General features: G+C 73.6%; 10 protein-coding genes and 1 riboswitch. Of the genes, 6 read left to right on the top strand and 4 right to left on the bottom strand.

The features are described 5' to 3' along the window. Positions 1 to 62: 62 nt before the first annotated feature. Positions 63 to 174, top strand: a riboswitch (SAM riboswitch). Positions 175 to 491: 317 nt separating this feature from the next. The 3 genes from AB0J36_RS26120 to AB0J36_RS26110 are packed head-to-tail and all read left to right on the top strand — an operon-like array spanning position 492 to position 2,881. Continuing rightward, positions 492 to 1,331 (top strand): ABC transporter substrate-binding protein, encoded by an 840-nt coding sequence (locus AB0J36_RS26120; protein WP_363661206.1) that lies wholly within the window; start codon positions 492 to 494, stop codon positions 1,329 to 1,331. A gap of 45 nt (positions 1,332 to 1,376) precedes the next feature. Beyond that, positions 1,377 to 2,150 carry an amino acid ABC transporter permease gene (locus AB0J36_RS26115; protein ID WP_357120191.1) on the top strand — a complete coding sequence of 258 codons (774 nt, stop codon included), beginning with the start codon at positions 1,377 to 1,379 and terminating at the stop codon, positions 2,148 to 2,150. Beyond that, positions 2,147 to 2,881 carry an amino acid ABC transporter ATP-binding protein gene (locus tag AB0J36_RS26110; RefSeq protein ID WP_357120194.1) on the top strand — a complete coding sequence of 245 codons (735 nt, stop codon included), beginning with the start codon at positions 2,147 to 2,149 and terminating at the stop codon, positions 2,879 to 2,881. The genes AB0J36_RS26115 and AB0J36_RS26110 overlap by 4 nt, the downstream gene beginning before the upstream one ends. A 9-nt stretch (positions 2,882 to 2,890) precedes the next feature. On the opposite strand, the gene AB0J36_RS26105 is transcribed toward AB0J36_RS26110, so the two are convergent. The 3 genes from AB0J36_RS26105 to AB0J36_RS26095 all read right to left on the bottom strand — a co-directional run bounded on the left by AB0J36_RS26105 (position 2,891) and on the right by AB0J36_RS26095 (position 9,422). Beyond that, entirely contained in the window at positions 2,891 to 4,186 is a 1,296-nt protein-coding gene (locus AB0J36_RS26105) for a hypothetical protein (RefSeq protein WP_357171532.1), read from the bottom strand. A gap of 132 nt (positions 4,187 to 4,318) precedes the next feature. After that, a complete protein-coding gene (locus AB0J36_RS26100; RefSeq protein WP_357120200.1) occupies positions 4,319 to 5,893 on the bottom strand; it encodes a Na+/H+ antiporter in 1,575 nt (524 codons plus the stop codon). Positions 5,894 to 6,008: 115 nt separating this feature from the next. After that, positions 6,009 to 9,422, bottom strand: a complete 3,414-nt coding sequence (locus tag AB0J36_RS26095) for a BTAD domain-containing putative transcriptional regulator (RefSeq protein ID WP_357396783.1) — start codon at positions 9,420 to 9,422, stop codon at positions 6,009 to 6,011. 126 nt (positions 9,423 to 9,548) lie between these two features. On the opposite strand from AB0J36_RS26095, the gene AB0J36_RS26090 reads away from it, so the two are divergent. From AB0J36_RS26090 to AB0J36_RS26080, 3 genes are all read left to right on the top strand, one after another. Next, positions 9,549 to 10,439, top strand: a complete 891-nt coding sequence (locus AB0J36_RS26090; RefSeq protein WP_357396780.1) for an alpha/beta hydrolase — start codon at positions 9,549 to 9,551, stop codon at positions 10,437 to 10,439. A gap of 259 nt (positions 10,440 to 10,698) precedes the next feature. Next, positions 10,699 to 11,148 (top strand): hypothetical protein, encoded by a 450-nt coding sequence (locus tag AB0J36_RS26085; RefSeq protein ID WP_357120209.1) that lies wholly within the window; start codon positions 10,699 to 10,701, stop codon positions 11,146 to 11,148. Then, positions 11,145 to 11,534 (top strand): hypothetical protein, encoded by a 390-nt coding sequence (locus AB0J36_RS26080; protein WP_357120212.1) that lies wholly within the window; start codon positions 11,145 to 11,147, stop codon positions 11,532 to 11,534. The genes AB0J36_RS26085 and AB0J36_RS26080 overlap by 4 nt, the downstream gene beginning before the upstream one ends. Before the next feature lie 12 nt (positions 11,535 to 11,546). Here AB0J36_RS26080 and AB0J36_RS26075 read toward each other — a convergent pair whose 3' ends face one another. Next, on the bottom strand, positions 11,547 to 13,670 hold the full coding sequence (locus AB0J36_RS26075; RefSeq protein WP_357396777.1) for a hypothetical protein: 2,124 nt from the start codon (positions 13,668 to 13,670) through the stop codon (positions 11,547 to 11,549). Positions 13,671 to 13,715 lie beyond the last annotated feature (45 nt).

The raw sequence follows: 13,715 nt of genomic DNA, 5'->3' as shown, positions 1-13,715 counted from the left end.
GCCGGTGAGGGTGGTCATATCGGCTGGACGACCGACCGGTGGCTGCTGCTAGCCTCGGCGCAGGTCATGAGTGCCAGCGCGAAGCCCCGGCTCGCTGGCCGGCAACCCTCCTCCGCGGTGGGGTGCCCCGGGTGAAGACCAGGCACCGGCGGGACGTCGGTGCAAGCGTGGCCTGGCACCCAGGTCAGCACCAAGACCCGGGAGACCGCATGCACATCCTCAGCCCCACGCCACCGGCCGTCCGGCGTACGCCGGCCCTGACCCGGCGCCGCCACGTGGACCTGATGCGAATGCGCAGCGCGGCGTGTACCGCCGCCTAAAGCGCTGACCCCTCCCCACCCCGCCCCACCCTTCTTCGCGTCGATCATGAAGTTGTTGCCCGCCTGACCGGCGTGTCGCGGCAATAACTTCATGATCGACGGGATCGACGCATCCCTTTGGAGTTAGTTATGCGTATTTCTTCTCGTTTTGTTGCTGTTGGGGTTTCTTTGTTGACCGTTGGTTTGCTGGGTGCTTGCTCGGGTGGAGGTGACTCTTCGGAAAGTGGCGGCGGGAACCCGTACGGTCTGGCGCAGCCGGGTGTGCTGCGGGCCGGCACGCTGACCGACGCCCCACCCAACGTCTACCTCACGGACGGCAAGTTCACCGGCTTCGACAACGACCTGCTGACCGCCGTGGCCGGCAAGCTCGGCCTGAAGGTGGAGTTCGTCGGCACCGACTTCTCCGCGCTGCTCTCCCAGGTCAACAACCACAAGTTCGACGTCGGAAGCTCCTCGATCACCATCACCGAGGCGCGCAAGAAGACCGTCGACTTCGGCAACGGGTACGACTTCGGCTACTTCGGGCTGGACGTGCCGGCCGGCTCGCCGATCAAGGGATTCGACCAGCTCACCGGCGAGCGTGTCGTGGTGGTGCAGGGCACCGTCCAGGACGACTACGCCACCGGCAAGCAGCTCGACCCGGTCCGCGTGCCGGACTACAACGGCGCGATCAACCAGCTCAAGGCGGGCACGGCCGACGCCTGGATCGCACCGGCCGAGATCGGCGAGAAGTCCGCCGCCGACAGCAACGGCAAGATCACCGTGGCGGCCAAGCAGCTCAGCCCGGCGCCGACCGCGTACGCCGTCGCCAAGGGCAGCGACAAGCTGCGCGAGGCGCTGAACAAGGCCCTCGACGAGGTCATCGCCGACGGCACCTGGAGCCGGTTGCAGGCGCAGTACTACCCGGGCCGGCCGATCCCGGCGGACTTCAAGCCGGGCAGCGGCAAGGCGACAGCCCCGTCCGCGTCCGGGTCGGCGCAACCGTCGGCGTCCGCGTCGGCCGCCTCCTGAGCGGCCGGCGGTGACGAGCGAGCAGGGCGGCAGGAGAGGCGAACGATGGATCCGTTGAGCACCCTCTGGGAAACGTTCTTCGACGTCGACGCGATGCGCGAGGCGTTGCCCGAGATGCTGACCGTCGGGCTGCCCAACACGCTGATCCTGGCGGTCTCCGCCGCCCTGCTCGGCACGGTGCTGGGTCTGCTGCTGGCCGTGGCCGGCATCTCCCGCAGTCGGTGGCTACGCTGGCCGGCGCGCGTCTACACGGACGTGTTCCGAGGGCTGCCGGCCGCGGCGACGATCCTGCTGATCGGCGTCGGGTTGGCGCCGCTGGGCATGCGGGTCTGGGGACCGGAACCGTACCCGCTGGGCATCCTCGCGCTGTCGCTGATCGCCGCCGCGTACATCGGGGAGATCTTCCGCTCCGGCATCCAGTCGGTGGAGGCCGCCCAACTGGAGGGCGCCCGGGCGCTCGGCTTCTCCTGGGCCGACGCGATGCGGCTGGTGATCATCCCGCAGGGCATCCGGCGGGTGCTGCCCGCCTGGGTCAACCAGCTCATCGCGCTGATCAAGGACTCCAGTCTGGTGTACTTCCTCGGCCTGGTGGCCAGCCAGCGCGAGCTGTTCCGGATCGGGCAGGACTACGCGGCCACCACCGGGAACGAATCCGCGCTGCTGCTGGCGGGCCTGTTCTACCTGGCGTTGACCGTCCCGCTGACCCACCTCGTCAACTGGATCGACCGGCGGCTGCGCCACGGCCGCCCGGCCACCGCGCCGGACGACGAGGACGACGACACGGCGCTGCCCGCCACGACGCAGGGAGACCGGCGATGACCACGACCTCGGTGAGCGTGCAGGCGCGCGACGTCCACCTGGCCTTCGGGCCGAACCGCGTGCTGCGCGGCGTCGACCTGACCGTGCCCCGCGGCGCGACGGCCTGCGTGATCGGACCGTCCGGTTCGGGCAAGTCCACCCTGCTGCGTACGCTCAACCGCCTCATCGAACCCGACCGCGGCGACGTGCTGCTGGACGGACGCAGCGTGCTGCGGGACGACCCGGACGCGCTACGCCAGCGGGTCGGCATGGTGTTCCAGCAGTTCAACCTCTTTCCGCACCTGAGCGTGCTGCGCAACGTCACGCTGGCGCTGCGCCGACTGCGCAAGCTCGGCCAGGACGAGGCGGTCCAGGTCGCCCGCGCGCAGTTGGAGCTGGTGGGGCTCGCCGGCAAGGCCGACGCCCGGCCCGCGCAGCTCTCCGGCGGTCAGCAGCAGCGGGTGGCGATCGCCCGGGCGCTGGCGCTGCGACCCGAGGTGATGCTCTTCGACGAGGCCACCTCGGCGCTCGACCCGGAGCTGGTCAAGGGGGTCCTCGGGGTGATGGCCGACCTGTCCGCCGCCGGAATGACCATGGTGGTGGTCACCCACGAGATGGGCTTCGCCCGGCAGGTCGCCGACACCGTGGCCTTCATGGACCGGGGCGTGGTGCTGGAGGCCGGCCCGCCGGAGCGGATCTTCGAGGGGGCCGAGCATCCCCGGCTGCGAAGCTTCCTCGCCCAGGTGCTCTGAGGAGACCGCTCAGCCAGCCTGGTGGCGCAGGTGCGCGGCGAACGCCTGCAGGTCGCCGAGCAGTTCCAGGATGGCGTTGCGGTAGGCCACCGACGCCCACAGGTGCAGCTCCTCGTCGTCCAGCCCGCCGAACGCGAGCGACAACGCCTTGCGGCGACGTCGGTCGAGCACCTTGTGCGGGCGCGCGAGCAGGTCACCCTCGCGCCGCAACGCCTGGAGGTAGGCGGCCACCGCCTCCTGGTAGTGCCGCCCGGCGACCCGTTCCAGCAGGGTGAACTCGAAGACGTTCAACGCCGCCTCGGAATCCCAGTACGCGCTGTCGCGCACCGGCGCGCTCGCCACGTGCCGGCCCATGGCGTGCCGGGCCTCGTAGAGCAGCAGCACACCCCGGCCGGTGGTGCTCAGCGGCCGGCGCGGCGTCGGCAGCCGCAGCGTCCGCACCGGCGCGGCGGCGGTCAGGTCCACCGCACCTGCGTACGTCGGCAGGCGCTGCGTCGTCGACGCCGGCTCGGGCAGCAGGCAGGCCAGCTCCTGGTAGGGCACCGGGCCGCCGGAGGGCAGGGCGCGTACGGTCGCCTCGTGCAGCTCGCCGAGCGGCCGGTCGTCCGGGGGGCGCCCCGGCGGCAGCGTGAGCACGAGGCCGTTGGCGCCGGGCACGGGCACAGCCAGCACGCAGGAGTTACGCAGGAACGCCCAGGTCGCCGCCGCTTCGCGGATACCACTCGCAACGGCCTGCGCGTCCGCCCGCCAGTCCTGGGCGATCCGTAGCCGCCGCGCCAGGTCGGCGGTGGCCGCGCCGTCGTGCGGATACAGCTCCCGTACGGCCCGGGGCAGCGACCCGGGGCGCAGCGCCAACGGGTCACCGGTGGGCGCGGGCACGGCGTGCCTCGGGCAGTCGGCGTCGGAGTGCGGGTCACCGTCGACCGCGTGGCAGTCGCCCAGCCAACTCGCCCCGGGTGGTCCTGGCGGACGGGCGAACGCCAGGTGGGGCAACCGTCCGGTACGCAGGACCGTCTCGTACTGCGGCCGGGCGCGACCGGCCCGCAGCCCGTCCAGCGGCAGCACGGGGGCGAGGGTCACCACGGCGGCGAGGACGACGCAGTGCGGGCAGGCGTCGCGGACGCGGTAGCGCCGGAGGTGGTCCACGCCGGGCTGTTCCCACTGGACGCCGACGACGGCACCCTCCTGCGCCATCAGGTAGAGAAACTGGGTGGCGACACGCTCGCGGGTGACCGAGGCCAGCTCGTCGAGGAACTGCCGCTCGGTGACCACCCGCGGCTCGGCCGCGCTCGCCCCGCTGGTCATGGACACCCCCACCCGGACCGAACGCATCGACGATCGCCGAATGGCTTTCACCGTACCCGCCGACGAGCGGCCCGAATGCCCCGTACCCGGCCGAGCCCATGTCACCAATCCGTCACGGGATACCGCCGCTGGTCACTCGTTCGGGTTGCGGCCCAGCAGTCGGATCTCCTCGTTGTCCAACGCCGACTGGAGCTCCTGGAGCACCAGGTCGTCGATCTCCCGGTTGTCGCGCAGCCGCGTCAGCTCCCGTCGCTTGTGGGCGAGGACGCCGAGACGCAGCCGGAGCTCCAGCTTGCGCTCCTGAGCGGTCCGACCACCGGTCTCGTTGAGGTCGGCCAGGTGTCGCTGGTACTCGGCGCGCAGCCGGCGTACGGCCTCCTCCTCGGCCCCCACCTTCTCGGCGACTCCGGGCAGGGCGTCCAGGCCGGCCTGGGTGGCACGGCGGCGGGCGTGTCGGGTCTCGTCGACGCGCTCGGGGTCGCCGGACAGGCCCGCCCAGCGCACCACCAGCGGCAGCGTGGTGCCCTGCACCAGCATGATCAGGACGATCACCAGCGCCGTGACGAAGATGATCAGATCCCGCTCGACCACCGGACGACCGGAGACCGTCATCGTCGGCACGGCCAGCGCGGCGGCGAGCGACACGGCGCCCCGGAAACCGGACCAGCCCGCGACCGTGCCGACCCGCCAACTCGGTGTCGTGCGCTCCTGCTCCGCCATCCGAAGACGCCGCAGCCGCACCGACTGCGACGTCAGGTAGACGAAGCCCAACCGAGTGAGCACCACGGCGAGCGTCACCGCGAGCACGATCAGCACGGCCCTCGGGGGCGAGGTGCTGACGATGCCGCGCACGGCGCGGGGAATCTGGGTGCCGAGCAGCACGAACAGGCCGCCGTTGATCAGGAAGGTGGACAGGTCCCAGAACGCGTACGCCAGCACCCGGGAGCGGGCGCGGATGACCCGTGGGCCGGCGTACGCGAGCACCAGACCGGCGACCACGACGGCCAGCACACCACTGGCGTGCACCGCGCTGGCGAGCAGGAAGGCGGCGAACGGCGTCAGGACGCTCAGCGCGCCCTCGCGCAGCGGATCGTCGAGCCGCTTGCGGATCAACACCACGATGACGCCCACCAGCAGACCGGCGACCACCCCGCCGAGGCTGGCCCCGACGAACTCCTCGCCGATGCCCAGCGCCCCCGGTTCCCCGCGCTGGGTGAGCAGGCCCACGGTCACCGCGAAGATCACCAGGGCGGTTCCGTCGTTGATCAGGCTCTCGGCGTGCAGGGTGGTGAGGAGCTTGCGGGGCAGCCGCTTGGCCAGACCGGTGACCGCGGCGGCATCGGTCGGCGCGAGGACCGCGCCGAGCACCCAGGCGGCGGCGGGGTTCACGCCGAACGCCTGGGCGGTCAGGGAGACGGTGATCATGGTGAGGACCACGAGCACGACGGCGAGCAGCCCGATCACCGGCAGGTTGGCCCGGATCTCCCGCAGGCTGATGGTCAGGCTCTCCCGGTAGAGGATCGCCGGCAGGAAGATCAGCAGTACCAGGTCCGGTTCCAGGACCAGGTCGGACAGCGGCGGCGCGAGCCCGAGCAGCACTCCGAACGCGATGAGCAGCACCGGCGGCGCGACCCGGTAGCGGCCGCCGAGGGTGGTGCCGATCAGGACGGTGACGCCCAGCACCACGATCAGCACGAGCCCCTGCACGGCGTACCCCCTAGATCCCCGATTGGCGGCGCAGGCCGGTGGTTCCATCTGACCGCACACCGGTTGCCGGTTCCACCGGAACCGGCAAGTCGCCGGCTGCCGAGCGCGGCAGTGCTCAGGTCGGGTCGACTGCGCGGACGCGCGCGGTGAGCAGGCGGGCGGTGCGGCGGTGCGTGCCGGCCTCCTCGTCGTGGCCGAGCGCGGCGGCGAGATCGGCCAGGTGCCCGGCGACCGGTCCGGCGGTGAGCACGCCGCTGCCGGCGGCCAGTTCGGCGGCGGCCGGCCGGAGCGCGGCGGCGGCGCGCTCGATGGCGGGCCGGTCGTCCAGGGCGAGCGCAGCCCGGGCGACGAGGCACAGTCGCACCTCGCGCAGCAGGTCGTGTGGCCCGTCCGGGACGGCCCGCAACGCCGACACGGCGGCGCCGCGGTCACCGGAGTGGGCGAGCAGCAGCGGTCGGACCCACGGCTCGTGCGGGCCCCAGTCCAGCCCCGCCCAGTCCTCGTCGCCGAGACCGTCGACCGGCCGCCCGTCGGCCGGGACCAACCGATCACCCGACGGCTCGGCGACGGCGTCGGCCAGGCGCAGGCCGAGCAGCGCGAGCGGCAGCAGCCCCTGGGCCAGGCCCGGCATGCCGTCGGTCGGCAGCCGCTCGGCGGCGCTCCGGTACGCGGTCACCGCCGCGCCCCGGTCACCGACCCACGCCCGGCGCAGCGCGGCGTACCAGCCGGTGAAGACACCGACGAGCGGCAGCTCGTACCGCTGCGCCAGGCGGTCGGCGGCGCGCGCGTGCTCGTCCGCGCCGGTCCGGTCGGCCCGCGCGCAGCACGCCTGGAGCAGGATGAGGTGGCCCAGCACCTCGAAGGTCACCAGGTGCCGCCGGGCGGCGAGGTCGACCAGTTCGGCGCCGATCCGGGCCCGGGCGTCGGCCAGCCCGACGCGGTCGAAGGCGTGCATGAAGCGCGCGTTCAGCGCGAAGGCCAGCAGCCCGGGGTCGTCGAGGGTCCGGGCGATCCGTTCGGCCTCGACGGCGGCGCGGCGGCCACGGTCATCGGTGACGCCCCGCAGTTCCAGCGCGAGGGTGCTCAGCAGCCGACTGCGGTGCGCCGATCCGGACGGGCCGAGGCCGGTCAGGGCGTGCTCGGCGGCGCGGACGATCCGCCCGGAGAGCGGGTCGTCGTCGTTGCGGGTCCAGATGGCGGGCACGTCGAAACCGGCCAGCACCTGGGCGGTCAGTCGGGCGTCACCGAGCGCCTCGGCGTCGGCGATCGCCTCGGCACGGTGACGCCGCGCCTCGGCCAGCCGACCCGTCACCGCCAGCGAGCGCCCGAGGCCGAGCAGAGCCGTCAGCCGCTCGCGCCGCTCGGTCCCCCCGGCCCGGTCGTACGCCTCGACGACCTGCGCCCACAGCCGGGTGGCCTCGTGCGGGTTGCCGCCACGTTCGGCCCGTTCGGCGGCGGTACGGGCGTAGTCGGCGGCCCGGCGGGCGGCCGTCGGCCCCCCGGCGGACAGCAGGTGGTGGGCGAGCGTGGCGGGGTCGACGGGCTGGTGCCGCTGCAACGCCTCGGCCACGGCGGCGTGCCAGGCGGCGCGGCGCGGCGCGGACAGGTCGGCGTAGAGCGTGTCGCGGACCAGGATGTGGGTGAACCGTAGCCGCCCGTCGGACGCCTGCTCGGTCAGGAAGCCGGCCTGCAACGCGCGGTCGACGGCGTCCAGCAGCACCGCCGGGTCGTCGGTCAACGCGCCGAGCACGGCGGGGTCGACGTCCCGGCCGAGCACCGCCGCCTGCCGCAGCACGGTACGGGTTGGTGGGGGCAGCTGCGCGAGGCGGTGCCGGATGACGTCGCGCACCCCGGGCGGTACCGCCTCCAGCGCCGCGCCGCCCGCCTCGGCGTAGAGCTGGACCAGCTCCCGGACGAAGAACGGGTTACCCGCGCTGCGGCGGTGGATCAGCGCGACGGCGGGCGGGGTCAGTTCGGTGCCGGCGACGGCGCGGGCCAGTTCGCCGGTGGCTTCCAGGGACAGGCCTGCGAGGTACTCCCGCACGGGTTCGAGCCCGGCGGCGCGGGCCAGGGCGGCGGTCAACCCCCCGGTGATCTCGGTGGCCCGGTACGTGCCCAGGACCAGCACCGGGCCGGTGGCGGGTTGCGGCCCGGCGAGCAGTGCGGTGAGCAGGTCCAACGTGTCACCGTCGGCCCGGTGCAGGTCGTCCAGGACCAGCAGCAGCGGGCCCCGGTCGGCAGCGGCGGAGAGCACCGACGCCACCGCGCGGTGTCGGCGGAACCGGGCCACGGCGGGATCATCGACGCTGTCGGCGTCCGCCGCCCCGCCGTCGGACGACACACCGCCCGCAGAGGACGACACGCCGCCCGGAGTGGACGACACGCCGCCCGGAGTGGACGACACGCCGCCCGGAGTGGACGGCTCGTCCGAGCCGGTGAGCGCTTCGACGATCTGGGTCCACGGCCAGGCGGCCGGGGCGCCCTCGTACTCGGGGCTGCGGCCCCACGCCGTGGTCCAGCCCTCGGCGGCCAACTCTCGCGTCAGCGCCTCGGCCAGGGCCGTCTTGCCGGCGCCCGGGTCGCCGCTGAGCAGAGCGAGCGTGGGCCGCCCGGAACGGGTGGCGGCCTCGGCGGCACGCCGCAGCCGCTTCCGCTCCGCGTCCCGCCCGACGAACGGCCGTGGTGACGCCGATCCGCCGTCGGGGACGGCTCCGGCCCGGTCCGCAACGGCCACCGTGGGGGTGACGATGAGGTGTGCGGCCTGCGCGAGGATGTCGGCCTCCAGCCGGCGCAACTCGGGGCCCGGGTCCACCCCCAGCTCCGCCACCAGGACGGCGCGGGCCTCGCGCAGGGCGGCCAGCGCCTCGCCCTGTCGACCGGCGCGGTACCGGGCCAGGGCGAGCAGCCGCCAGGCGTCCTCGCGCAGCGGATGGGCGGCGAGGTGGCCGGGCAGGTCGGCGGCGGCCTCGTCCGGCCGACCGAGCGCGAGCAGCGCCTCGGCCCGGCGTTCCACGGCGAGCATCCGCAGCTCGTCCAGCCGGTTGACCTCCGCCACGGCCCAGCCCTCGCCCACGCAGTCCGCGTACGCGGGCCCACGCCACAGCCCGAGCGCCGCGTCCAGCGCCGCGAGGGCCGGCGCGGGCAGCTCCGCCGTCAGGAACCGACCGGCCTCGCCGACCGCCGCCTCGAAACGGTCGGCGTCCACCGCGTCCGGGGTGGTCCGCAGCGCGTACCCCGAGGGCTCGGTGACCAGGAGGCCAGATGGCTGCCGGGGCGGCCGGTCGGGCTCCAACGCCCGGCGGAGGTCGGCGACGAACGTCCGGATCGCGCCCACCGCGCGCTCCGGCGGAACCTCCCACAGGTCGTCGACGAGACGTTCCACCGGCACCACCCGGCCACCGGCGATGAGCAACCGGGCCAGCACCAGGCGCTGCCGGTGCCCCCGCAGCGGAACCGGGCCGGTCCCGGCGACGGCGGTCACCGGCCCGAGCACGCCGAACGTCACCGGTGCCGTCGGCTGCCTGGTCATGGCCTCAATCTAGCCCGCACTGATCCGACACTGACCGTCCGCTGATCACCCCCGGGCAGGCTCGATGAACTACGCCGACGACGGGCATCCCCCCGCGCCGGACCCGCTCACCAGGAAGGCTCACCCGTGCAGCCGAGGATCAACGGATTCGACTACCAGCGCGTCACCGTCGCCGACGGCGTGACGCTCAGCGCCGCCGTGGGCGGCTCCGGGCCACCGATCGTGCTGTTGCACGGCTTCCCGCAGACCCACCTCATGTGGCGGCACGTCGCGGCCGACCTCGCCGCCGACCACACCGTCATCTGCCCGGACCTGCGCGGCTACGGCGAGAGCGACAAGCCCGTGGACGGCGACGGCACCGCGTACTCGAAGCGGACCATGGCCGCCGACGTCGTGGCGCTGGCCCACGCGCTCGGCCATGACCGCTTCGCCCTGGCCGGGCACGACCGGGGCGCTCTCGTGGCGTTCCGCGCCGGCCTCGACCACCCGGCGGCGATCAGCCGGCTCACCCTGCTCGACGTGCTACCCACCCTGGACATGTGGGATGTGCTGCACGGGGTCGACGCCTCCGTCGCCTTCCACCTCTACCTGATGGCGCAGCCGCCCGGCCTGCCCGAGAAGCTGATCGCTGGCAGCCCGGACGCGTTCTTCGGCCACTTCCTCGACGTCTGGACCCGGGACCCGGACGCGCTGCCGGCCGACGTGCGCGCCGAATACCTGCGCGCGTCGCGCGAGGCGGTGACCTCGATCGTCGCCGACTACCGGGCGTCCGCGGCGATCGACGTCGCGCACGACGAGGCCGACCGGGCGGGCGGCAACCGGCTGCGGATGCCGGTGACCGTGCTTCAGCAGGACTGGGGGGCCGCTCTCGGCTACGACGCGGCGGCCGTGTGGCGGGCCTGGGCGCCGGACCTCTCGCACCAGACCGTCACCTGCGGGCACTTCATGGCCGAGGAGGCGCCGGCCGTCGTGGTGGGGGCGCTACGCGGCCACGGGAAGTTGGATATCCGACACTGAATGTAACGAGCGGTCGAGGGGTGGCCGGGTTGCCGCAGACCGCCCGGCCACCCACCCCCGAATGCTCTGACCTGCGGAAATACGACGTTACACCAGGTGGACGCAAACCGGTCGGCGGTGATACACAGGCAGATATCGGCGACCAACGACGGCACGTCGGTCATCTCCTCGACCATCGTCTCTCCACCACCGCCGGTCCCGGACCAAGCCGCCCTCTCTGGTGGCCGGCAGGCGGCAGGGTCTTCGCCAGGGAGTTGCCGTGAGGTATCTGCGTAGCCGGTTCCACCAGCAGCCGTACGAGGTCGCTGTCCTGGGCATGGCGCCCGTCTGCGGCCTCCTCATGGTGCTCCTCGACGTGCGGCCGGCCTCCGTCCAGACGTCCATGCCCACGCCGCTGCAGGTCGCCTGGGAGATCGGTCTGATCACGGCGGGTGTCTGTGGGCTGCTGGGCCTGTCGTGGCCGGGCCGGCTCTCCACCGGGCTCGGCATGGAACTCGCGGCGATCCTGGTGCTCGGCACGATCACCGGCATGTACGCGGTGGCCCTGGTCGCCCTCTGGAGCCAGCAGTCCCTGGTCGCCTCGTCGTTCATCGTCGCGGTGACGGTCGGATCGCTGTGGCGGGCCTGGCAACTCGCCGTCGACCTACGCCGTCTCGTCCGTGCATGTGAATGTGTGAGCTACGAAGAACTACAGGGAAGTGCACCATGAACACCTCCCCCGCGCCAACCGCGCCGCACTGGGTGCAGGTGGCGCTCAGCGTGCTCGGCATCCTCGGCGGTTCGACCGGCCTGGCCGCGATCGCCACCGTGCTGGTCCAGCGAGGCAAGTTCAAAGCCGATGCCGCCGACACCCTCACCGAGGCCGCCCTCACCCTGGTGCAGCCGCTCCAGACCCGGATCACCGAACTGGAGGGCGAGGCGCTGCACGCCCGCACCGAGCTGGGGACGCTGCGCGAGCAGGTCAACCAGTTGCAGTTCGTCGTCCGCGTGCTGAACCGCACGTTGGACCGGTGGCGGGCGGCGATCCGCGCGCCGGACGCCACGCTGCGCAGGGTGCGCGCGGTGGTGGCGGAGTCCGACCGGATCCCCGAGTGACGCGCGCACTGTTCACTCCGCGTCGGCGCCGCGGAGCCGGCCGACGAGGTCACGTACGACCGCCCGGAACGCCGGGTCGGACTCGCCCGGGTGGTGCCCGCGCAGCGGCGGAGGCCGGCGCTCGCCGGGTGCCGGCAGCAGGCCGTCCGGATCCCGCAGCCGCCGGTCGACGCGACCGGCGGGGTCGGTGGGGTCCGGCGAAGGATCGCCGGGTCGGTGCGCGGCGAAGATCCAGCCGCCGACCGGATCGGTGTCCCGCCACAGGTTGACCCACCGCCATCCGACCCGCTCCCCCACCTGACGCAGCGTCCTGTCGTCGAGGTAGGCGGGGAAGAGCCGGGCGTAGAGGCGGTCCAGTGGGGAGCCGTAGGTCAGCAGCGCGACCCGTCGCCGCGCGGCCGGCGGCAGCCGCAGCACCGCGAGCGCCAGCAGCGCCGAACCGTGACTGTGCCCGCACAGCAGCACTCCGGCGTGCCGCTCGGCCAGGTGGCCGATCCGGTCGGCCAACTCCGGTACCGCCCGGTCGGCGTAGCTCGGCGGCGCGAACGGGTGGGCGGCCCGGGGCCAGAAGGTGCCCAGGTCCCACAGGATCCCGACGTGCCGGCGGAACCACGCCGTCCGGTACGCGAACAGGCCGCCGGACAGCAGCGCCAGAGCCACTGCGGCGACGAGGTAGGTGCCTCCCGCCAGGCCCATCCCGACCACACCGGCCGGTAGGCCGAGAACCCGCCACGCCAGCTCGTCCGGTTCGCGTCCGAACTGCCCGAGCAGACTCGTGGCCAGCCCGATCAGGGCGAGCACCGCGTAGGTGCCGGCCAACAGGCCCAGCCACTCGGTGAACCGCGCACGGGCCACGGCCTTGGTGACCTGTCGCAACCGCACGGTCGCCTCCGGCGGCGGCGCGGGAAAATCGCGGGTGGTGATCGTCGCCGCCGCGCTGCGGCGACGCCGACGCGACAGGAGGGTCAGCACCACACCCAACAGCACCGCCGCGTCGACGTGCAGGAAGAAGGCCAGCACCGTCCAGCGGTACGGCAACGGCGGCCCGCCGTCACCGCGATATCCGCCGAGCAGCACCCCGCTCTGGTAGACCAGGCCGGAGGCGAGAGCGCCAGCCAGGCCGACCGCGATGGCCGCGATGACCGCGGCGCCCGCGCCTCCCGGCAGCGCCCGGCGACCGCGAGCGCGACCCCGTCGCCCCAACACCAGTGCACTGAGCAACACCAGCAACGCCATCTGGCCGAACAGCGTGCCGCCCGCGATCCCGCCGTAGCCGGGGAGTCCGCCCGACGCCGGCCAGCCCCGCCCGTCGCCCGCGACGACGACGAGGGTCGCCACGGTCAGGGCGGCCGCCGCCACGGCGGTGGCGCGGGCGGTCACGGTCGCCGTCCGCGCGGTCGCGGCCCGGTCGATCAGGCCGGGGACGGCGAGCAGACCGACGCAGGCCACCAGGACCGCCGCGGTGGACGCCAGCAACAGGTTCGTCCCGACCGTCGCGCCGCCGGCCCGCCGGGCCGTGAGCAGCAGCAGATCGAGTACGCCGAGCGCGGCGGCGACGTGGATCGCCCGCAACCGCTCCACCAGCGGCTCCACGGCCCAGAGCGGGCTGCCGGACAGTCGGCGACGGCGGGTCCCGAGCAGTCGCAGCAGCCCCACGGCGGCGATCGGCAGCAACGCCAACACCGCCAGCCGCTGCCCGACGTGTCGGTCGTCCAGCCCGAACAGCGTGTCGAAGGGCGCCCGGCAGGGTGTCGCGCCGAGACAACGCCAGGCGAGCAGGTCGAGGGCGACCCCGGCGATGGACACCACGTACACCAGGGTGAGGTTGAGCGCGAGGAGCCGGCTGAGGACGGTGACTCCGGCGGCGCGCTCGCCGGTGGGTCGCATCCACGCCGCCGCGTTACTGAGCATGAACGGCAGCAGCAGGACCATGGAGATCGTCCGGGCCACCGTGTCCGAGGGCAGATCACCCCAGCGGTACGCCTCGAGCGTCAACCCGTCGGGGGCGTCGCGGCCCGGCCCATCCGGCCGGTAGAAGCCGCCACGATCGTCGCCCGCGACCTGGCGGGCCGACGCCGAGCCCAGAACGACCGAGGGTTCCGCCCCCGACACGCCGTGCACGCGCAACTCCACCACGTCGGCGGATCGTGGTGGGGCATCCCGTCGCGGTGCTGACATCGG

It is taken from the genome of Micromonospora sp. NPDC049662, from assembly GCF_040675055.1.
Lineage (GTDB): Bacteria > Actinomycetota > Actinomycetes > Mycobacteriales > Micromonosporaceae > Micromonospora.
This window is presented reverse-complemented; position numbering and strand designations above follow the sequence as displayed.